Annotated in this window: 16 protein-coding genes; 11 read left to right on the top strand and 5 right to left on the bottom strand. The window is 72.1% G+C overall.

What is annotated here, in order from left to right:
* Nucleotides 1-343: 343 nt before the first annotated feature.
* A complete protein-coding gene (locus AAFN69_RS00080) occupies nt 344-1,534 on the bottom strand; it encodes a beta-eliminating lyase-related protein (protein ID WP_347726118.1) in 1,191 nt (396 codons plus the stop codon).
* A 127-nt stretch (nt 1,535-1,661) separates the two neighbouring features.
* Here AAFN69_RS00080 and AAFN69_RS00075 point away from each other — a divergent pair, with 127 nt between their 5' ends.
* The 10 genes from AAFN69_RS00075 (at nt 1,662) to AAFN69_RS00030 (ending at nt 10,834) form a co-directional block, all read left to right on the top strand.
* Nucleotides 1,662-2,846 carry a DUF2520 domain-containing protein gene (locus tag AAFN69_RS00075; RefSeq protein WP_347726117.1) on the top strand — a complete coding sequence of 395 codons (1,185 nt, stop codon included), beginning with the start codon at nt 1,662-1,664 and terminating at the stop codon, nt 2,844-2,846.
* On the top strand, nt 2,843-3,853 hold the full coding sequence (panC, locus tag AAFN69_RS00070) for a pantoate--beta-alanine ligase (RefSeq protein ID WP_347726116.1): 1,011 nt from the start codon (nt 2,843-2,845) through the stop codon (nt 3,851-3,853). The genes AAFN69_RS00075 and panC overlap by 4 nt, the downstream gene beginning before the upstream one ends.
* Nucleotides 3,850-5,586, top strand: coding sequence for an L-aspartate oxidase (locus AAFN69_RS00065; RefSeq protein WP_347726115.1), 1,737 nt, complete (start codon nt 3,850-3,852; stop codon nt 5,584-5,586). The genes panC and AAFN69_RS00065 overlap by 4 nt, the downstream gene beginning before the upstream one ends.
* A 2-nt stretch (nt 5,587-5,588) precedes the next feature.
* Entirely contained in the window at nt 5,589-6,596 is a 1,008-nt protein-coding gene (nadC, locus tag AAFN69_RS00060; RefSeq protein WP_347726114.1) for a carboxylating nicotinate-nucleotide diphosphorylase, read from the top strand.
* A complete protein-coding gene (locus tag AAFN69_RS00055; protein ID WP_347726113.1) occupies nt 6,596-7,393 on the top strand; it encodes a type III pantothenate kinase in 798 nt (265 codons plus the stop codon). Before nadC ends, AAFN69_RS00055 begins: the two co-directional genes overlap by 1 nt.
* Before the next feature lie 480 nt (nt 7,394-7,873).
* The gene (locus AAFN69_RS00050) at nt 7,874-8,530 is read left to right on the top strand and encodes a hypothetical protein (RefSeq protein ID WP_347726743.1); all 657 of its coding nucleotides are present in this window, start codon (nt 7,874-7,876) and stop codon (nt 8,528-8,530) included.
* Between the two features lie 13 nt (nt 8,531-8,543).
* Nucleotides 8,544-8,717 carry a hypothetical protein gene (locus AAFN69_RS00045; protein ID WP_347726112.1) on the top strand — a complete coding sequence of 58 codons (174 nt, stop codon included), beginning with the start codon at nt 8,544-8,546 and terminating at the stop codon, nt 8,715-8,717.
* 356 nt (nt 8,718-9,073) lie between these two features.
* Nucleotides 9,074-9,790, top strand: a complete 717-nt coding sequence (locus AAFN69_RS00040) for a BlaI/MecI/CopY family transcriptional regulator (RefSeq protein WP_347726742.1) — start codon at nt 9,074-9,076, stop codon at nt 9,788-9,790.
* A 9-nt stretch (nt 9,791-9,799) separates the two neighbouring features.
* Entirely contained in the window at nt 9,800-10,321 is a 522-nt protein-coding gene (locus tag AAFN69_RS00035; protein WP_347726111.1) for an amino-acid N-acetyltransferase, read from the top strand.
* Nucleotides 10,322-10,498: 177 nt separating this feature from the next.
* Nucleotides 10,499-10,834, top strand: a complete 336-nt coding sequence (locus tag AAFN69_RS00030; protein WP_347726110.1) for an Lsr2 family protein — start codon at nt 10,499-10,501, stop codon at nt 10,832-10,834.
* A 20-nt stretch (nt 10,835-10,854) separates the two neighbouring features.
* On the opposite strand, the gene AAFN69_RS00025 is transcribed toward AAFN69_RS00030, so the two are convergent.
* Entirely contained in the window at nt 10,855-11,496 is a 642-nt protein-coding gene (locus AAFN69_RS00025; RefSeq protein ID WP_347726109.1) for an SCO3374 family protein, read from the bottom strand.
* Nucleotides 11,497-11,927: 431 nt separating this feature from the next.
* Between AAFN69_RS00025 and AAFN69_RS00020 the strand changes: the two genes are divergently transcribed.
* Entirely contained in the window at nt 11,928-14,453 is a 2,526-nt protein-coding gene (locus tag AAFN69_RS00020) for an ATP-dependent Clp protease ATP-binding subunit (RefSeq protein ID WP_347726108.1), read from the top strand.
* A gap of 207 nt (nt 14,454-14,660) precedes the next feature.
* On the opposite strand, the gene AAFN69_RS00015 is transcribed toward AAFN69_RS00020, so the two are convergent.
* From AAFN69_RS00015 to dacB, 3 genes are read right to left on the bottom strand one after another with little or no spacing between them, the layout of a single operon-like run.
* Nucleotides 14,661-17,684, bottom strand: a complete 3,024-nt coding sequence (locus AAFN69_RS00015; protein ID WP_347726107.1) for an NACHT domain-containing protein — start codon at nt 17,682-17,684, stop codon at nt 14,661-14,663.
* Nucleotides 17,681-18,073 carry a trypco2 family protein gene (locus AAFN69_RS00010; protein ID WP_347726106.1) on the bottom strand — a complete coding sequence of 131 codons (393 nt, stop codon included), beginning with the start codon at nt 18,071-18,073 and terminating at the stop codon, nt 17,681-17,683. The genes AAFN69_RS00015 and AAFN69_RS00010 overlap by 4 nt, the downstream gene beginning before the upstream one ends.
* Before the next feature lie 41 nt (nt 18,074-18,114).
* Nucleotides 18,115-19,731: a D-alanyl-D-alanine carboxypeptidase/D-alanyl-D-alanine-endopeptidase gene (dacB, locus tag AAFN69_RS00005; protein WP_347726105.1), complete on the bottom strand. Its 1,617-nt coding sequence runs from the start codon at nt 19,729-19,731 to the stop codon at nt 18,115-18,117.
* Nucleotides 19,732-19,920: the final 189 nt, after the last annotated feature.

Here is a 19,920-nt window from a genome sequence, read left to right as displayed (position 1 = left end):
GGTGACGTTCCGGAGCGGGGTTCCCCGCCTTGTGAAACCGTCTCGGAACGCGCGGACGGGCAGAGCACCGTTCATCACGCACTGGGCTTACTCGCGGAAGGGGGGACGCGCAGGAGCGGTACTGGGGCGTCAAGCGTGATTTGTGGCGCAAAGGAGAAAGACCAAAAAAAGGGCGGTACATGCGCCGTAAATCATGCAGCCCCAGTACCGAACCGGAGCGGCACCCAACCCGCACCAACAAGCACCCCGCCCGAGCAAACGGGCAACCCGCACACCCAAGCCCCGCCGGCGATTGAGGCGCCGGGCCCAGGGCGGAGCCCCGGACAAGCCACCCCGCAAGGCGTCACCCCACCCGCCCGAGAAAGTCGTGGAGCGCGGCGCGCACATCCTCCGCCCCCCACGACACCCCCTCCTCCGCCACCGTCACCTCCGTCGCCGAAACCCCCGGCACCCCCGTCTCCTCCGACCAGAAGCGGAAGAGCGTCACCCCCGTCTCCTCCGCCTGCCGCAGCGACGCCTCGTTCAGCGTGTCCGCCGCGTACGGCAGGAAGAGCTGGAACTGGTGGGTGTGCGGGACCTCCGGGAGGAGGCGGAACCAGGGGACGCCGCCCGCGCGCAGGGCGTCGGAGAGCGCCGACGCGACGAGCTTCGCGTGGGCGACGTACGACGGGAGCCGGGGCAGCTCGCGCTCCAGGCCGAGGAGCGCGGAGACGGCGACCGGGTACTGCTGGAACGGCAGCCCGCCGTAGCGGTGCCGCCAGGCGCGCGCCTCGGACATGACGTCGGCGGGGCCGGCCAGCGCCGCGCCCGACAGGCCGCGGAGGGATTTGTAGAAGGAGACGTAGACGCTGTCCGCGAGGGACGCGATCTCGGAGAGCGAGTGGCCGAAATGCGGCGGGCACTCCCAGAGCCGCGCGCCGTCGAAGTGCACGACCGCGTCCCGTTCGCGCGCCGCGCCGACGACGGCCACCAGCTCGTCCCAGGTGGGGAGGGAGAAGCCGGCGTCGCGCAGCGGCAGCTCCAGCATCAGCGCGCCGAAGGGCTCCTCGAAGCCGCTGACCTCGTCCGCCGTGGGCAGCCGGGGCTCCCGGGTGGGGTGGACGGTGCGGAGTCCGCTGACCGCGCTGAAGGCGCCCCGCTCATGGCGTTCGGGGTGGGCCAGGGGGTGCAGGGCGACCACCGGGTTCCCGGTCCGGCCGGCCCAGCAGCGCAGGGCCACCTGCTGGGCCATGGTGCCGGTGGGGAAGAAGACGGCTTCGGGGAAGCCGAGCAGGGACGCGACCCGCCGTTCCAGGCCGGCGACGATGCCGTCGCCGTAGAAGTCGGCTGCTTCGTCCGGGTCGCAGACCAGGGCCGCGTCCGCCGCCAGCGCGGTCAGCTGGTCGGCTATGACGCGGTCGGCCCCGCCTCGCCACAGCAGCCGGTCCGAGGCCCGCCAGGCGGCGAGTCTGCGCCGCCGCAGCGCCGCCTCGGTGTCGCCCGGACCGGTCTCGCCGGGTGTTCCGCCGCTTGTCTCGGGAGCAGTTTCCGTCATCCCCCGATCATCCCGCACGCCTCGTCCACAGGGTGTGGACAACTACGGGGGCGACTGTGGCGCTGGCGTAGCATGACGGCACATCGTCCGGTACCCACCGCGGACTGGAACGGAAGGTCTGCACCAAGTGAATCCCACCGCACCACATGAATCGCCCGACGCACGCGACCGCCCCGCCCGGCTCACCGTCGGGGTCGTCGGCACGGGGCGGGTAGGGCCCGCCCTCGCCGCCGCGCTGCGCCTCGCCGGACACCGGCCGGTCGCCGCGTCCGGTGTCTCCGACGCGTCCCGGCGCAGAGCCGCCGAGCTGCTTCCCGGTGTTCCGCTGGTCACGCCCGCCGAGGTGCTGGCCCGCGCCGAGCTGGTGCTGCTGACCGTTCCCGACGACGCGCTGCCCGGCCTGGTCGAGGGGCTGGCCGAGACCGGCGCCGTACGCCCCGGACAGCTGCTGGCGCACACCTCCGGCCGGTACGGCGCCCAGGTGCTGGCCCCGGCCACCCGGGCCGGCGCGCTGCCGCTCGCGCTGCATCCCGCGATGACCTTCACCGGTACGAGTGTGGATGTGCAGCGGCTCGCCGGCTGCTCCTTCGGGGTGACCGCCCCCGATGAGCTGCGGCTCGCGGCCGAGGCACTGGTCATCGAGATGGGCGGCGAGCCGGAGTGGATCGCGGAAGAGGCCCGTCCGCTCTACCACGCGGCGCTCGCGCTCGGTGCGAATCACCTGGTCACCCTGGTGGCCCAGTCGATGGAGCTGCTGCGCACGGCGGGGGTCGCCGCCCCCGCGCGGATGCTCGGCCCCCTTCTCGGCGCCGCCCTGGACAATGCCCTGCGCTCCGGCGACGCGGCCCTGACCGGCCCCGTCGCGCGCGGTGACGCGGGCACCGTCGCCGCGCATGTCGCCGAGCTGCGCAGGCACGCCCCGGCCGCCGTCGCCGGATATCTGGCGATGGCCCGGACCACCGCCGACCGGGCCCTCGCCCATGGACTGCTCAAGCCCGAGCTGGCCGAGGCGCTGCTCGGGGTCCTCGCGGAGGACCGTCAGCACCCGGACGGCGACGGCCGGCACCGCGCCCACGGGGACCGCCCGCGCCCGCACGGCGACCCCCGCCGCACCGCGGGCCGGCGCCACCCGGAGGACGATCCGCGCCGTGCGGGCCCCCGGCCGCCGCAGCATGCCGAGGACGACGGCTGCCGTGGCGGACGCCGGCATTCCGACGGTGACCAGCGGTCCCCGGAGGAGCCGCGGGACCCCGGCGCGGAGCCCCTCGACGACACGGGCGACGGCGAGAAGGGCCCGGAGGGGGACCGATGACGACCACCCGCACCCCGTCGTTCGCCCTGGTGCGGACCGCCCGTGAGCTGGCCGCCGCCGGGGCCGGCACCCCCACCGCCGTGGTCATGACCATGGGAGCCCTCCACTCCGGCCACGCCGCCCTGATCCGGGCCGCCCGTGAGCGGGTCGGCCCCGCCGGATTCGTCACCGTCACCGTCTTCGTCAATCCGCTCCAGTTCGGCGCGGGCGAGGATCTGGACCGCTACCCCCGTACCCTCGACGCCGATCTCGCCACCGCCGAGGCCGCCGGTGCCGATGTCGTCTTCGCGCCCCCGGCCGCGGAGATCTACCCCGGCGGGGAGCCGCTGGTCCGGATCAGCGCCGGGCCGATGGGGGAGCTCCTAGAGGGGGCCAGCAGGCCGGGCCACTTCGACGGCATGCTCACCGTCGTGGCCAAGCTGCTCCACCTCACCCGGCCCGATGTGGCGTTCTTCGGGCAGAAGGACGCGCAGCAGCTGGCGCTGATCCGCCGGATGGTCCGCGATCTGAACTTCCCGGTGGAGATCACCGGCGTGCCGACCGTCCGCGAGGAGAGCGGTCTGGCCCTCTCCAGCCGCAACCGCTATCTCTCCGCCGCCGGCCGGGAGACCGCGCTCGCCCTCTCCCGGGCGCTGTACGCGGCCCGCGACCGGCTCGCGGCCCAGCAGGCACTGCACGCCAGGGCCGAGGCGATCCCCGGCACCCCCGGCCGCGCCGCCGCGCTCTCCGCGATGGGCGAGGCCCGGGCCGCCGCCGACGCGGCGGCCGTGGCCCAGGCGGGTCCCGGCGGGGCCGGCGCGGTGCGCGCCGCCGCCCGTACCGTGCTGGAGGAGGCGGGCCGCGCCGAGCCGCCCCTGGTCCTGGACTATCTGGCCCTGGTCGACCCGGAGGACTTCACCGAGGTCGCCGACGACCACCGGGGTGAGGCGGTCCTGGCGGTGGCGGCCAGGGTCGGCACCACCCGGCTGATCGACAACATCCCCCTCTCGTTCGGAGCCACCTCGTGAGCACCGCCCGGCCGCACACCGGCACCGGTATACGGCTCAACGCCCCCGCGCCGGGCTGGGCCATCACCGCCGATGTCGTGGTGGTCGGCTCCGGCGTCGCCGGGCTGACCGCCGCGCTGCGCTGCGCCGCCGCCGGTCTGGCCACCGTGGTCGTCACCAAGGCGCGGCTGGACGACGGCTCCACCCGCTGGGCCCAGGGCGGCATCGCCGCCGCGCTCGGCGACGGCGACACCCCCGAGCAGCATCTGGACGACACCCTGGTCGCGGGCGCGGGCCTGTGCGACGAGGAGGCCGTACGGGCTCTGGTCACCGAGGGTCCGGGGGCGGTGCGCCGGCTGATCGACACCGGCGCCCGCTTCGACACATCGGAGAGCGGGGACATAGCCCTGACCCGCGAGGGCGGTCACCACCGGCGCCGGATAGCGCACGCCGGGGGCGACGCGACCGGCGTCGAGATCTCCCGGGCCCTGGTCGAAGCGGCCCGCGACGCGGGTCTGCGCACCATCGAGAACGCCCTGGTCCTGGACCTCCTCACCGACGCCGACGGCCGCACGGCGGGTGTCACCCTGCATGTCATGGGCGAGGGCCAGCACGACGGCGTGGGGGCCGTGCACGCCCCGGCCGTCGTCCTCGCCACCGGCGGCATGGGACAGGTCTTCTCCGCCACCACCAACCCCGCCGTCTCCACCGGGGACGGAGTCGCGCTGGCACTGCGCGCCGGGGCGGAGGTGTCGGACCTCGAATTCGTCCAGTTCCACCCGACGGTGCTCTTCCTCGGTACCGACTCGGAGGGCCAGCAGCCGCTGGTCTCGGAGGCGGTACGGGGTGAGGGCGCGCATCTGGTGGACGCCTCCGGCACCCGTTTCATGCTCGGGCAGCACGAACTGGCCGAGCTCGCGCCGCGCGACATCGTGGCGAAGGCGATCATGCGCCGGATGCGGGAGCAGGGCGCCGACCACATGTATCTGGACGCCCGCCACTTCGGGGCGCGGATGTGGGAGCAGCGCTTCCCCACCATTCTGGCGGCCTGCCGGGCACACGGCATGGACCCGGTCACCGAGCCGGTGCCGGTCGCCCCGGCCGCGCACTACGCCTCCGGCGGCGTACGCACCGATCTGCGCGGGCGGACCACGGTGCCGGGGCTGTGGGCCTGCGGCGAGGTCGCCTGCACCGGGGTGCACGGTGCGAACCGGCTGGCGTCGAATTCCCTGCTGGAGGGGCTGGTCTTCGCCGAGCGCATCGCGGCCGACATCACCTCGGCCGTACGCCCGGGATCGGCCGCGGCCCCGGGATCCGCCGTGCCGCCCGCGGACACCGCGGGCACACTGCTGCCGCTGATCGACCCCGCCGTCCGCGCGGACATCCAGCGGATCATGTCCCACGGCGCCGGAGTCCTGCGGTCCGCCGCCAGCCTGACGGAGGCCGCCGCCGCGCTGGAGGCCGTCCACCGCAAGGCGGCCGACGGCGGCCCCGACGGCGGCCGTACCAAACCCGCCGAACCCGGGGTCGAGTCGTGGGAGACCTCCAATCTCCTCTGTGTCGCCCGTGTCCTGACCGCCGCCGCGCTGGCCCGCGAGGAGACCCGCGGCTGCCACTGGCGCGAGGACCACCCCGACCGCGACGACGCCGCGTTCCACCACCATCTGGTGGTCCGTATCGCCCCCGACCGTTCGCTTCTCGTCACCCGCACCGAGAGCACCGCTTTCCCGCCGACAGCCTTGAGGGAGCAGTAGTTGTGAGCACGCCCGAAGACCGTCCACTGCCCGTGGACGTCCCCCTGATCCAGAATGGCTGCGGGGACTCCTGCGGCTGCGGCCACGGCGGAGTCGAGGAGGGGGAGGGGGAGTACGAGTGCGGGCTCGATCCCGCGCTCGCCGTACTGCTCTCCGAGGCGGGGCTCGATCCCGTGCTCATCGAGGACATCGCGCATCTCGCGATCGGCGAGGATCTCGACGGCGGTGTCGATGTGACCAGCACCGCGACCGTCCCCGAGGACGCGGTCGCCACCGGCGACTTCACCGCCCGCGAGGCCGGGGTGGTGGCCGGCCTCCAGGTCGCCGAGGCGGTGCTCTCCGTCGTCGCCACCCGCGAGTTCACGGTCGAACGCCATGTCGCCGACGGCGACCGGGTCGAGGCCGGCCAGAAGCTGCTCACCGTCACCGCCGGGACCCGCGATCTGCTGACCGGTGAGCGCAGCGCGCTGAACATCCTCTGCCGTCTCTCCGGAGTCGCCACCGCCACCCGTGCCTGGGCGGACGCCCTGGAGGGCACCGGCGCGCAGGTCCGCGACACCCGTAAGACCACCCCCGGCTTCCGCGCCCTGGAGAAGTACGCGGTGCGCTGCGGCGGCGGGGCAAACCACCGGATGTCCCTGTCGGACGCGGCCCTGGTGAAGGACAATCACGTGATCGCCGCGGGCGGTGTCGCGGCGGCCTTCAAGGCCGTGCGGGACATGTACCCGGGCCTCCCCGTCGAGGTGGAGGTGGACACCCTCCACCAGGTGCGCGAGGTGCTCGACGCCGGCGCGGATCTGATCCTGCTGGACAATTTCACCCCCGCGGAGACGGCGGAGGCGGTGACCCTGGCCGGGGGCCGGGCGACACTGGAATCCTCCGGGCGGCTCACCCTCGCCAACGCCCGCGCGTACGCCGAGACCGGTGTCGACTATCTCGCGGTCGGGGCGCTCACCCACTCCTCGCCGATCCTGGACATCGGGCTCGATCTGCGTGAGGCGGACGTCTGATGCTGCTCACCATCGACGTCGGCAACACCCACACGGTGCTGGGGCTCTTCGACGGGGACGAGATCGTCGAACACTGGCGCATCTCGACCGACGCCCGCCGCACCGCCGATGAGCTGGCCGTGCTCCTCCAGGGCCTGATGGGAATGCATCCACTGCTGGGCGTGGAGCTCGGCGACGGCATCGAGGGCATCGCGATCTGCTCGACCGTCCCCTCGGTCCTGCACGAGCTGCGCGAGGTCACCCGCCGCTACTACGGCGACGTCCCGGCGGTCCTGGTCGAGCCGGGCATCAAGACCGGCGTCCCGATCCTGATGGACAATCCAAAGGAAGTCGGCGCGGACCGCATCATCAACGCGGTGGCGGCGGTCGAGCTCTACGGCGGCCCCGCGATCGTCGTCGACTTCGGCACCGCGACGACCTTCGACGCGGTGAGCACGGCGGGCGCGTACACCGGCGGAGTGATCGCCCCGGGCATCGAGATCTCGGTGGAGGCGCTCGGGGTGAAGGGCGCCCAGCTCCGGAAGATCGAGCTGGCCCGCCCGCGGAGCGTGATCGGGAAGAACACGGTCGAGGCGATGCAGTCGGGCATCCTCTACGGCTTCGCCGGCCAGGTGGACGGCGTGGTCCGCCGCATGAAGGCCGAGCTGGCCGACGACCCGGACGAGGTGACGGTGATCGCCACCGGCGGCCTGGCACCGATGGTGCTGGGCGAGTCGTCGGAGATCGACGAGCACGAGCCCTGGCTGACACTGATCGGCCTGCGCCTGGTGTACGAACGCAACATCGCCCGCATGTGACCACCAGGGAGGGGCCGCCTCACCCCCGACCCCTCCCACTCACCGCCGTGCTCCAACCGACACCGGCCACACACCCGGCGCGGTCATCTTCAGCCTGTCCGGCGTTTGAGGACGGACCCGAACCCCGGGCGACCCGCGCCGCCCGTCCGCCTCCGGTCCGTCCGCCGTCCGGGGCAGACCCGCACCCTGGGGTAACGCGGCCCGGTCGTCTTCAGCCCGTCCGGCGTTTGAGGACGGACCCGAACCCCGGGCGACCCGCGCCGCCCGGCCGCCTCCAGCCCGTCCGCCGTCCGGGGCAGACCCACACCCCGGGCAACCCGAGCCCGTCCGGCGATTGAGGACGGCCCGCCCCGGCCCCCGGGCCCCCCACCCCCGCCCCCCGCAGGGCAAACGCCGCGCCCGACTTGCTTAATAAGTCGATTTTGTCCAACCCGCACGTATCGTCGGGCCATGCCCACGCCATACGGTTCCCGCGGCGGCATGGCCTTCAGCGCAGACGAGCTGCGTGTGCTCCGACGCGCCCTCGCCGTCGCCCTCCATCCCACCCCTCTCCATGACGAGGACATCCAGGACTGTCTCCGCCTGGCCGGCTCGGTCGACGAGGCCGCACTTGAGGCCGGGCGGATGCGGGCCTTTCTCCTCGCCGACCTCACGCGGTATCGCGCGGCCCTCCCCGGCGCCGCGACGAGCTATCTGGAGCTCCTCCAGGACGCTCTCGCCGCGGGGTACGACCCCCGCCCCGAGGACCTGGCGGCGCTCCGGACCCTCCGCGCCACGCCCGTCGGCGCCGCGCTGCTGGAGCGCTGCCGGATTCTGGCCGAACGGTCGGTACGGGCCAGGCTCGCCCTGCGGTCGGTCTCCGCCGGCTCCCTGTCCGCCCCCGCCACCGCCCCCGCCGCCCCGCCCACCACGCCCGCCCCGCGGACCCGGCTGCTCGCGCTGCCCGGGGGCCGGGCGGCCGACGACTCCGGCGAGAAGTCCCGGCCGCAGCCGAAACCGGCGCCCCGGCCCGCGGGCCCGTCCGGGCCTGAGCCCCGGCCGGCCGAGCCGGGGGAGCGGCCGGTGCCCAAACCGTCCGAGGTCTTCCCGCCCCGGCGCAGACCGGCGCCCCCGCCGGAGAGCCGCGCCGCCGGATAGTTACCCTGGGGCCATGGACTACGTATCCGCCCTGGTGCCTCCCGTGGTGATGGCCACGCTCTTCACCGCCTTGATCGTGACGATCGTCAAGAGCCAGGGCGGCCCCAACAAGGCCAAGGAGGACGCGATCGCGGACGCCGTGATCGCCCGCGAGGCCGCCGCCCGCGGCACCTCCCGCGACAACTGACCCGCCTGCCCCGAAGGCGCCGGCCCGGCCCCTCCGCCCCGCCCGGGGCGCGGTCCGGGACCGGCGCTTTCGGGCCACTCGCGCTCACGGGCGCCGCGGGTTCGGAGCACCGCCCGGCCGGGCCCGCCCCCCGGACGGGCGGTGCGTTTCCGTGCCCCGGCCGCGCCCCGCCGCACCTCGCCCGCACCCCCGGCCGCGACCCGCGCCCGCTCTGCCGGGCCTCCGCCCGCCCCGCCCGGATTGCCGGCGCCGGCGCCATGGACGAAGCGCCTTACCCGATACACTTACGTCCTTTTTGTTACGTCATTACCGAGAATTCCGGATTCTCCGACTATGGTGGCAATGTGCCCCGCCAATTGGGAGAGCTCGAAGACGCGGTGATGACCCGCGTGTGGCAATGGAACCGACCGGTCACCGTCCGGGAAGTACTGGAAGACCTGCAACAGGAACGGTCCATCGCGTACACGACAGTCATGACCGTAATGGACAATCTCCATCAGAAGGGCTGGGTCCGCAGGGAAGTCGAGGGCCGCGCCTATCGATATACGGCGGTCTCCACCCGTGCCGCTTACTCCGCCGCACTGATGAACGAGGCATGGTCCCGGAGTGACAACCCCGCCGCCGCACTCGTCGCCTTCTTCGGGATGATGTCGGCCGAACAGCGAGAAGCACTGCAAGTCGCCGTCCGTATCGTTCAGGACGATGTCGTTCCCGGTGAACCGGTACAAGGCGGTCCGGAAGGCGATGCCGGTACGGAAGAGACCCGGGAAGAAGGCCCTTCTCCGGAAGAACCTGTTCCGGGATCCGCGGAGGGCGCCCCCGAAGAGGACGGTGCCGCGCGCGGAGCGGCCGGCGGGGGTGAACGGGCCGGTGAAGTGCCCGCTGAAGACATCGCGGAAGACGCTCCGGAACCGACCTCGGAAGGCGGCCCGGAAGGCGGCCCGGAAGGCGACCCGGAAGAGACTCGCGAAGAAGGTCCCGAAGTGGCAGGGCAAGGCGACCCGGAACGACAAGATGACCGGGGAGTTCGCCCCCAGCGGGCCGCCGGTGGCGGGACATCCGAGGGGCGATAGCGTCACCGCATGCCTTATGCCGCAGCAAATGCCGTCACCGTACGGCGCGCCAGGACGGGCGATGTGCCCTCGGTCCGCAACCTCGTCGATCCGTACGTGACGGAAGGCATCCTGCTCGACAAAGCGACGGTCACTCTTTACGAGTCCATCCAGGAGTTCTGGGTCGCCGAACGGGACGAAGACGGTACGGTCGTCGGTTGCGGTGCTCTCCATGTGATGTGGGAAGACCTCGCGGAAGTGCGCACTCTCGCGGTCGATCCGCGCCACAAGGGACACGGCATCGGCCATCAGGTCCTGGACAAGCTCTTGCAGACAGCGCGATGGCTGGGTGCCCGCAGGGTTTTCTGCCTCACCTTCGAAGTCGACTTCTTCGCCAAGCACGGCTTCGTCGAGATCGGTGAGACTCCGGTCGACACAGATGTCTACGCGGAGCTGCTGCGTTCCTATGACGAGGGTGTCGCCGAGTTCCTCGGGCTCGAACGCGTGAAGCCGAACACCTTGGGCAACAGCCGGATGCTTCTGCACCTGTGATCACCACTGGATCCGGTAGATGCGGGGTAGATCAGGGGAAGCGGAGCCGGATCCCTATGTCCGAATCGCGCACGTTTCCCGCGTTCTCCGGGTTCTGAACCTCTCCCAAGGGTTTGTGTTTTCCCGGGAAAAGCGGTTTCCTTTCCGCGTACTGCATTTTCGATGAAAGGAAATCCGGTGGCACAGAAGGTTCAGGTCCTTCTTGTCGATGACCTCGACGGCGGCGAGGCGGACGAGACGGTGACGTTCGCGCTCGACGGCAAGACCTACGAGATCGACCTCACCACGGCCAATGCGGACAAGCTTCGCGGTCTCCTTGAGCCGTACGCGAAGAGTGGCCGGCGCACCGGTGGCCGCGCCGCTTCGGCGCGCGGCAAGGGCCGTGCCGCGGCGAGCGGGAACAAGGACACCGCGGAAATCCGCGCATGGGCCAAGGCGAACGGCTACGAGGTCAACGACCGCGGTCGTGTGCCCGCGACGGTCCGTGAGGCGTACGAGAAGGCCAACGGCTGAGCAGCCCACTCAGCGGACTCTTAATCGGCCGAGTATTCGCAGGCTGTGTATTCGTACGCGTTCGTACACGCATACGCGCGCGCATTCATGTCCAGCAAACGGGCCCGGTGGCACTCGGTTGCCGCCGTGGCCAGGAGCCGTACGAGATCGGGGCAGGTGCCCCGGCCCGTTTCCGGCCCGTGCCCGAACGGCGCGGCGGCCGGAAGCGACGGCTCCACCTCGCGACCCGGCACGGGGGGCCGCAGCCAGACGGCGGCCTCCCGGGAGCCGGCCCGGCCGGGAGGCGGCGGGGCGGTCATCCGGCCACCCGCTCCGATGGCGGTCAGATCCAGTGCGATCCCGCCCCATTCCAGCCACTCCAGGAGCTCCGGGAGCTCCTCGGCGCTCCCCGCGGCCACCAGCAGCCGCATCCGCGTCCCCGTGAGCGCGACGGGCCCCGTGCGGGGCGTCCGCCGCAGCAGGGCGGCTCCGGCCCCGGCGGGCAGTTCCAGCACATCGAAGCGCACCCCGGTGAGCAGCTGCACGGGCGGCCCCTCCGCCACCGCCCAGCCGAGCTCGGTCTCGTACCAGCGGGCCCGCTCCGACGTCTCCGCGGCCGTCCCGGGGGACGTCCGGGGGGCGGATCCACGGGGGCGGCGCGGGCGCGGGACGGTCGATGCCATGCCCCGGGAACTCTCCCGCCCGCCCGATGGTTACGAAGAGTGGGCGTCCGGTGGCGCCATGTGTCCGGAAGTGGGGCGTCCGGATGCATCCGGGGGTGCGATGTTGTTCGCCCGTAGCGGAGGGAGTGGGTGTGCGCCGCATGGACTGTCGGTGGTTGCGGGTAAGACATCCCTAGTGGGGAGGGGCGACACGCCTGCTCGGCGGTCTCACGTTCGCCATCGGCGTAGTGATGGGGAGCGTAACTGCCTGGCCTGCGGGAACATCGTCTCGCACCATCGGGTTGGAGCAGTTGTCGGCGTTCAGGGGTCAGGAGGCCACAGACGGGTGTCGGCAGTTGGAACGAGCGGTCCCCGCTTGCGGGACTAAGCTGCGGAAGGACAGGGAGGGGACCGACCCCTTACTGCCTGACCGCTCTGAGGAGCGATTAACGATGTTCGAGAGGTTCACCGACCGCGCGCGGCGGGTTGTCGTCCTGGCTCAGGAAGAAGCCCGGATGCTCAACCACAACTACATCGGCACCGAGCACATCCTCCTGGGCCTTATCCACGAGGGTGAGGGTGTCGCCGCTAAGGCCCTGGAGAGCCTCGGGATTTCGCTCGAGGCGGTCCGCCAGCAGGTGGAGGAGATCATCGGTCAGGGCCAGCAGGCCCCGTCCGGGCACATCCCCTTCACCCCCCGTGCCAAGAAGGTCCTGGAGCTCTCGCTCCGCGAGGCCCTTCAGCTGGGCCACAACTACATCGGCACCGAGCACATCCTGCTCGGCCTGATCCGCGAGGGCGAGGGCGTCGCCGCCCAGGTCCTCGTGAAGCTGGGCGCCGACCTGAACCGGGTGCGGCAGCAGGTCATCCAGCTGCTCTCCGGGTACTCGGGGAGCAAGGAGGCCGCCACCGCCGGCGGTCCCGCCGAGGGCACCCCCTCGACCTCCCTGGTCCTGGACCAGTTCGGCCGGAATCTCACCCAGGCCGCCCGTGAATCCAAGCTCGACCCGGTCATCGGGCGCGAGAAGGAGATCGAGCGGGTCATGCAGGTGCTCTCGCGCCGCACCAAGAACAACCCGGTGCTCATCGGCGAGCCCGGCGTCGGCAAGACCGCCGTCGTCGAGGGCCTGGCGCAGGCCATCGTCAAGGGCGAGGTGCCCGAGACCCTCAAGGACAAGCACCTCTACACCCTGGACCTGGGCGCCCTGGTCGCCGGATCCCGCTACCGCGGTGACTTCGAGGAGCGGCTGAAGAAGGTCCTCAAGGAGATCCGCACCCGCGGCGACATCATCCTGTTCATCGACGAGCTGCACACGCTCGTCGGCGCGGGTGCCGCCGAGGGCGCGATCGACGCGGCCAGCATCCTGAAGCCGATGCTCGCCCGCGGTGAGCTCCAGACCATCGGTGCCACCACGCTGGACGAGTACCGCAAGTACCTGGAGAAGGACGCGGCCCTTGAGCGCCGCTTCCAGCCCATCCAGGTCGCGGAGCCCTCGCTCCCGCACACCATCGAGATCCTCAAGGGTCTGCGCGACCGGTACGAGGCCCATCACCGGGTCTCCATCACGGACGAGGCCCTGGTCCAGGCCGCCACTCTGGCGGACCGGTACATCTCGGACCGCTTCCTGCCGGACAAGGCGATCGACCTGATCGACGAGGCCGGATCCCGGATGCGCATCCGCCGGATGACCGCGCCGCCGGACCTCCGCGAGTTCGACGAGAAGATCGCGGGTGTCCGCCGGGACAAGGAGTCGGCGATCGACTCCCAGGACTTCGAGAAGGCCGCTTCCCTGCGTGACAAGGAGAAGCAGCTGCTGGCCGCCAAGGCCAAGCGCGAGAAGGAATGGAAGGCCGGCGACATGGATGTCGTCGCCGAGGTGGACGGCGATCTGATCGCCGAAGTCCTCGCCACGGCGACCGGCATTCCCGTCTTCAAGCTGACCGAGGAGGAGTCCTCCCGGCTGCTGCGCATGGAGGACGAGCTCCACAAGCGCGTCATCGGCCAGAAGGACGCCATCAAGGCGCTCTCGCAGGCCATTCGCCGTACCCGTGCGGGTCTCAAGGACCCGAAGCGTCCCGGCGGCTCGTTCATCTTCGCCGGTCCGTCCGGTGTCGGTAAGACCGAGCTCTCCAAGACGCTCGCCGAATTCCTCTTCGGCGACGAGGACGCGCTGATCTCCCTCGACATGTCGGAGTTCAGCGAGAAGCACACGGTTTCCCGTCTCTTCGGTTCCCCGCCCGGATACGTGGGTTACGAAGAGGGCGGACAGCTCACCGAGAAGGTGCGCCGGAAGCCGTTCTCCGTCGTCCTCTTCGACGAGGTCGAGAAGGCCCACCCCGATATCTTCAATTCCCTTCTCCAGATCCTGGAGGACGGTCGCCTGACCGACTCTCAGGGCCGGGTCGTGGACTTCAAGAACACGGTCATCATCATGACGACCAACCTCGGGACCCGGGACATCTCCAAGGGATTCAATCTCGGCTTCGCGGCCCAGGGCGATGTGAAGACCGGCTACGACCGGATGAAGGCAAAGGTCAACGAAGAGCTCAAGCAGCACTTCCGGCCCGAGTTCCTCAACCGTGTCGACGACACGGTCGTCTTCCACCAGCTCACCGAGGAGGACATCATCCAGATCGTCGACCTGATGGTCGACAAGGTGGATGAGCGGCTGAAGGACCGGGACATGGGCCTTGAGCTCAGCCCGTCGGCCAAGTCGCTTCTCGGCAAGAAGGGCTATGACCCCGTGCTGGGCGCCCGGCCGCTGCGCCGGACGATCCAGCGCGAGATCGAGGACATCCTCTCCGAGAAGATCCTCTTCGGTGAGCTGCGCCCCGGTCACATCGTGGTCGTGGACACCGAGGGCGAGGGTGAGGCGAAGAAGTTCACCTTCCGCGGCGAGGAGAAGTCCGCACTGCCGGACGTCCCCCCGATCGAGCAGGCGGCGGGCGGCGGCCCGAACCTCTCGAAGGAAGCCTGAGCCAAGAGGGCGTGAGCCCTCGCCGGAGGCCCTTCCCGGGCGGCTGACGCCGGGGAAGGGTGCTCCGGCACCACGCGAGAAGGGGGCTGCCCCGGATCCGTACCGACAGGTGCGGGCCCGGGGCAGCCCCCTTTTCCGTGACCGGAGCGGCTCCCTTCCGGGGGCGGCGGGCCGGGAAGGGCTCCCTTCCGGGCCCGGTCCCGGGGCTCAGGGATGGAGAGTGAGCCGGGAGCCCAGTTCCCCGGCTCCGATGATCTGGTCCGGCGGGACCTTTTCGACGCTGATGCGCAGGCCCGGGACGGAGTGGAACGGGGTCAGGTCCAGTGGCTCTCGCGGCCAGGGGCCGTCGATGGCGAGGGTGCGCAGCCGGAATCGTGACGCGATCAGTTCCAGATCCGCCGGGCGGGCCGGCGTCGCGGAGAGCGAGAGCCTCTCCAGCGCCGTGAGCTCGGTGATGCCCGTATAGCTCTCCAGCCGTGGACAGCCGGAGATCGTGAGTGCGCGCAGCCGCTCCCCGCAGGGCCGGAGGCCGGTGAGATCGGTGAGCAGACGGTTGTCGTGCAGCTCGACCGTCTCGCAGCGCCCCTTGGCGAGGGCGGCTGCCAGCTCCCCGGCACCGAGGTCGGTGGCGAAGTGGAGATGGCGCGCGTGGGGCAGCCGGGGCAGCAGGGCTGCCCGCTCCGGGTTCACGACGGTCAGTGCCGTGAGGCCCAGGTCCAGATGGGCGAGCACCTCCGTGGCGTAGGCCTCGGCCGGAAAACGGTGCCAGTCCCGGCTCAGCGCATGGCGCAGGCTGCTGTCGATCGCCCGGCTCCGGGCGAGCCGGCCGATGTAGGAGACCGCTTTCGGCCCGCCGAGTCTGCTGACCAGTTCGATGGTGTTCACACGCTGCCGCTCCGTCAGTGTTCCGGCTTCCGGCAGCAGCTCCACCACCGCCGAGCCGAGCGGCACCAGAGCCTCCATCTCCGGCAGGGTGCCCGGCGGCAGCAGACCGCGCACCGCCCGCCGGACCCTGTCGTGCACGTCGCTGTCCAGCCAGACTCCGTGCTGGGCGCAGAGGGCGGCCAGGACGAGGAGTCCGGACCGGCCCGCGCCGCGCTCCGGCTTCGCCCGGCCCCCGGCCTCCAGCAGTCCGGTCACCAGCTCCGGGAGATCACGCCGGGTGCAGTGGCCGGCCGCCAGCTGCACCACGTCCTGCCACTGGGGCTCGGCGGCGTTCCTGACCAGCTCGCGGACGCCGCCCCCGTCGATGAACTCCTTGGCCGCGAGGAAGTCCTGGAAGGTGCGGTGGGCGAATTGATAGACCCCCTCCGACCGCTCCTGGAGCAGCCCGCTGCGGTTGAGGAGATGGGTCAGCACCCGGTCGGCCGAGCCCTGCTCCCGTACCCGGGGCATGCCCGCCAGGGCGTCCTCGATCCTCCTCAGGGCGTCCTGCCGCCCGAACTCGGCCAGACCGTTCCGCACCAGCCAGGCCGCGATCCGCTGGAGCAGCTCCTCCTGCTCCCCGGCGTCCAGCCGGATGCCCTCCGGCGCACTGGCCCTCCGGCGCTGATCGCGCTGTCCGAGGAGCATGTTCAGCGCCGAGCGGTAGAGCTCCCAGCGGGTCTTCGGCAGCAGCCCGGCGTTCTTCCGGTGCAGGGCGCAGATGACCGCGCAGAGCAGCGGGGTGCCGGCGAGGCTCCGCAGGGCCGGAGTGCGGGCGAACTCCCCGGTGAGATTCCGCTCCAGCTCGTCCAGGGTCCGGTGGTCCCGGTCCTCCAGCCGGGCCGCGTCGTGCCAGGCCGCGGTGAAGGCCGCGATGTCCTCCCCGTCCATGCGCAGCAGGGACAGCTCCTCGAACCCCTCCGACCGCAGCCAGTCCGGTGCGACCGCGAGCGGGCGCACCGTCACCACACACCGGGTCCCGGGGAACCGCCGCAGTAATTGGGCCAGCCAGCCGTGGGCGTCCTCCCGGTCGGCCTCGGGGATCTCGTCCAGGCCGTCGACCAGCAGCAGCGCGCGGCCGTCGGTCAGCACCCGGCTCGCCCAGCCGCCGGGTGCCGCGCCGACCTGGAGCGCGGAGACACCGGAGAGCTCGTCGGGTGCCGGGAAGCGGATCGGCGGCGGGGCGGAGTGGAGTGCCGCCGAGCTCTCCGCTCCGCCCGCCCGGGCGCGCAGGGTCCGCAGCGGGACGACGAACGGCACCTTCCCGTTGAGCACCCCGAGCCGTGAGTCGAGGGTGCCGGCGGAGGCATGGGCGGCCAGCCAGGACAGCAGGGTGGTCTTGCCCGCCCCCGCGGCGCCGCGCAGCAGCACCCGCCGCCGGGAGGCGAGCAGGGTCTCCACCCGCTGCGGCACGGTGTCGGCGCCCGGCTCGGGCGCGGGGCCGCCGGCGGGGGCCGGTCCGTCCTTGGGCTCGGCCGCCAGGCTCAGATAGGCCGTGTCCAGATCCCACTCCGCCTCGGCGTGCGCGAGATCGTCGAGCCCGAAGATGCGTGTCTTGCGGTGAGCGGCGCCGAGGGCGTCGGCGTACTCCTCCTCGTACCGGGAGTCGTCCGGGCGGGGATGGGTGATCCGCTCCAGCCGGGGCAGCGGCCCGGAGAGGAGCGTCGCCTGGTGGAAGGCGGTACGGAAGCGGGCGCGGCCCAGCACCTCGCTGAGGGGCGCGCACTCGACCCGGCGGTGATCGCGTCCGCGCGGTACGGATCTGACGATGCCGATCAGGGTGCCGCCCGCGAAGACCGGCGCCCCGGAGAGACCGGCGAGCGGCGAGGTGCCGTCGGTGCGCTCGGCGGCGGGCGGCCGGTCGAATTCGAGGACCATGGTCCGGCGGACCAGGCCCGCCAGCGGCAGTACGGTGCCGGTGTACTGGTCGAGGTCGAGCCGGTTGCCGTCGTACCGCTGGATCCGGGGGAAGCCCAGGATCAGACAGTCCGCGACCGGGTGCTCGGTGGAGACCATGCCCAGCCGGACCGCTCCGTCCAGCCGGGTCATATGGGCGGGGAGCGCCGATCCGCTCCGCGGCGGCGCCTGGAGCAGGGCCACATCGAGCCGGGCGTCGGACCAGAGCACCGGCCAGTCGAGCCGCTCGGTGCCGCCGGGGAAGGCGACCCGGGCCGTGTCATCGCCGCCGACCACATGCGCGCAGGTGAGCAGGGCGGTGGGGTCGACCAGGACACCGCTGCCCTGCCGGCCGTCCCCGCCGGTCACCACCGCGCAGGCCGGGGCGAGCGCGTGCCGGCCGGTGCTCACGGCAGCGGCCGGCCGCTGCCGTCGCCGTCACCGAAGCCCTCGAAGCTCCCGAAGTCGCCGGTGTCGCCCTGATCCGGGTTGCCCACCAGCAGGGGATCGCCGGTCAGGGCGTTCCGGGGGGAGAGGGTGAAGGCGACCCGGTGGGTGCGCCCGGCGGCCCGGGTGTGGTCCGCGCCGCCCTCCAGCACCCATGCCTTGAACTTCGCCCCGCCACTGGTCTCCCGGCGCAGCTCCACCGTGAACTCCATCTCGATGTCGCCCACTTCGAAGAGGACGGGCCGGCCGGTGGCGCGGCCCGCCGCCTCGATGAGCTGGTCGCGTACGGCCTCGATGGCGTCGGCGAGCTCGATGTCGCCCACGGGGTGCGGGGAGTTGGCGCTGTCGGTCATGGCCCGGACCGTACCGGATACGGTCCGGGCCGGCGGACGAATCAGCAGAAGGCCGGTTTCCGCCAGGAGCACTCGATCCCGGTGGAGGTCCCGGCGCCGCGCTCGGCCGCCGCCGCGGGGGCGACGGCCGCGATGGTGCCCGCGGCGGTGTCCGAGCGGGCGAGGGTCACCACGATCGCGTCCTCGATGCTCTTCACCGAGGAGGCGAGGTACTGATTGAGGACGATGCTGTACGCCAGCTCCCGTCCGCCCGCGTCGGTGACATATCCGGAGAGCGCCGAGGCCCCCGTCAGGGAGCCGGTCTTGGCGCGGGCGTTGAGGGCGGCCGGGGTGTTGCACATCCGGGTGCGCAGGGTGCCGCCGGTGGGCCGGTCGGCGGCGCAGGCGACCGGGAGGGAGGCGTACCAGTCGGCGTACCAGGACGCGTCCCGGACGGACAGCAGCAGCCGGGTGAACTGCTCGGCGGGGAAGAGGTTCATCCGGGAGAGCCCGGAGCCGTCCGCCTGGCGCAGGGTGCTGGTGGCGACCCCCTGCCCGCGCAGAAAGCCGTCGATGGCGGCGAGCCCCGCGCTCCAGGTGCCCCGGCCCGACTCCTCGTGCCCGATGGTCTTGGTCAGCGCCTCCGCGTGCATGTTGTTCGACAGCTTCATGAAGGGGAGCATCAGCTCCCGCAGCGGCATGGAGCTGTGCCCGGCCAGTTTCCTCGCCCCGGCCGGGGTGGCGGTGCCGAGCCGGGTCTTCCCGGCGACGGTGACCCCGTGCCGGACGAGCGCGTCGGAGAAGACGGCCGCGGCGTAGCCGGTCGGCTCCCAGACGGTCACCCACTCCTTGGTCGCGCTCCCGCCGAGCGGGATGTTCCCGCTGACGGCGATGGTGTTGGTGCCGTGCCGCCGCTCGACGCCGAGGGTGTCGCCCTGCCCGGCCGCCACGGTCCGGCCGGTGATGTCCAGGCGTACGTAGGCGGTCTTCGGCGTCACCGTCACCTTCGGCCGGTCGCCCGCCCTCGCCCCGGGAACCACCTCCACGATCACGGTCCCGGAATCGTAGTCGGTGTCGGGGGCGACGGTGAGCGGGGAGATCTGCGCGGAGTAGTACGACGACTGGTCGTCGGCGGCCCAGGAGCGGCCCAGGCGCTGGGTGTCGAACCGGGTGTCGTCGGCGATCAGCCGCCCGGTCACCTTCTTGATCCCGGCGGCGGCGACCCCGGCCGCGAGCCGGTCGTAGTCGGCGGCGAGAGTGGTGGGGTCGCCGGTGCCGCGCAGATAGAGATCCCCGCGGAGGGTGGCGCCGTCCCGGGTGCCGGGGGAGAGCACATCGGTGGTGAACCGGTAGCCGGGGCCGAGGAGCGCCATCGCGGCGGCTGAGGTGACGAGCTTGGTGTTGGAGGCGGGGGTCAGCCGGTCGGTCCCCGCGTGCTGGTAGAGCCGTTCGCCGGTGTCCGCGTCGGCGATGACGACGCTCGCCGCCCCGCCGTCCATCCGGGTGTCGGCGAGGAGCGTGTCGACGGCCTTCTTGAGCCCGGTGTCGGAGGGCCCGGCTCCGGCGGGCGCGCTCCAGAGGAGGGTGGCGGTCAGGGTGGTCGCGAGGATTCCGGTCAGCCCGATGAGCAGCGGCCGGCGGGTGGGGTGTCTGCGGCTGGGGGTGTGGGGTCCCGTCATGGGACAGCAGGATCCCGGAAGCGGGGGGCGGGGAGAAGGAGGCGTGCGGGGCCTGTGCCCGTCAGTCCGTCTCTTACGGATCTTGCTGGGCTCGCGTGCCCTGGCACCGCGCCTCGCCGCGTTGTCGTCAATCACCAATGCTCCGCAGTGGCTCAATCCTCCGCCTTGCGATCCACGGCACCAGACCCC

Origin of the sequence: Streptomyces sp. CAU 1734, assembly GCF_039888735.1 — a bacterium.
Taxonomy (GTDB): Bacteria; Actinomycetota; Actinomycetes; order Streptomycetales; family Streptomycetaceae; genus Streptomyces.
Note: the sequence above shows the minus strand (reverse complement) of the source record. Positions and strands in the feature narration are given on the sequence as shown.

What these genes read in the sequence shown, in the direction of transcription:
- AAFN69_RS00080 (WP_347726118.1), bottom strand. Translation starts at nt 1,534, where the DNA reads ATGACGGAAACTGCTCCCGAGACAAGCGGCGGAACACCCGGCGAGACC.
- panC (WP_347726116.1), top strand. Translation starts at nt 2,843, where the DNA reads ATGACGACCACCCGCACCCCGTCGTTCGCCCTGGTGCGGACCGCCCGT.
- AAFN69_RS00055 (WP_347726113.1), top strand. Translation starts at nt 6,596, where the DNA reads ATGCTGCTCACCATCGACGTCGGCAACACCCACACGGTGCTGGGGCTC.
- AAFN69_RS00050 (WP_347726743.1), top strand. Translation starts at nt 7,874, where the DNA reads ATGGCCTTCAGCGCAGACGAGCTGCGTGTGCTCCGACGCGCCCTCGCC.
- AAFN69_RS00045 (WP_347726112.1), top strand. Translation starts at nt 8,544, where the DNA reads ATGGACTACGTATCCGCCCTGGTGCCTCCCGTGGTGATGGCCACGCTC.
- AAFN69_RS00035 (WP_347726111.1), top strand. Translation starts at nt 9,800, where the DNA reads ATGCCTTATGCCGCAGCAAATGCCGTCACCGTACGGCGCGCCAGGACG.
- AAFN69_RS00025 (WP_347726109.1), bottom strand. Translation starts at nt 11,496, where the DNA reads ATGGCATCGACCGTCCCGCGCCCGCGCCGCCCCCGTGGATCCGCCCCC.
- AAFN69_RS00020 (WP_347726108.1), top strand. Translation starts at nt 11,928, where the DNA reads ATGTTCGAGAGGTTCACCGACCGCGCGCGGCGGGTTGTCGTCCTGGCT.
- AAFN69_RS00010 (WP_347726106.1), bottom strand. Translation starts at nt 18,073, where the DNA reads ATGACCGACAGCGCCAACTCCCCGCACCCCGTGGGCGACATCGAGCTC.
- dacB (WP_347726105.1), bottom strand. Translation starts at nt 19,731, where the DNA reads ATGACGGGACCCCACACCCCCAGCCGCAGACACCCCACCCGCCGGCCG.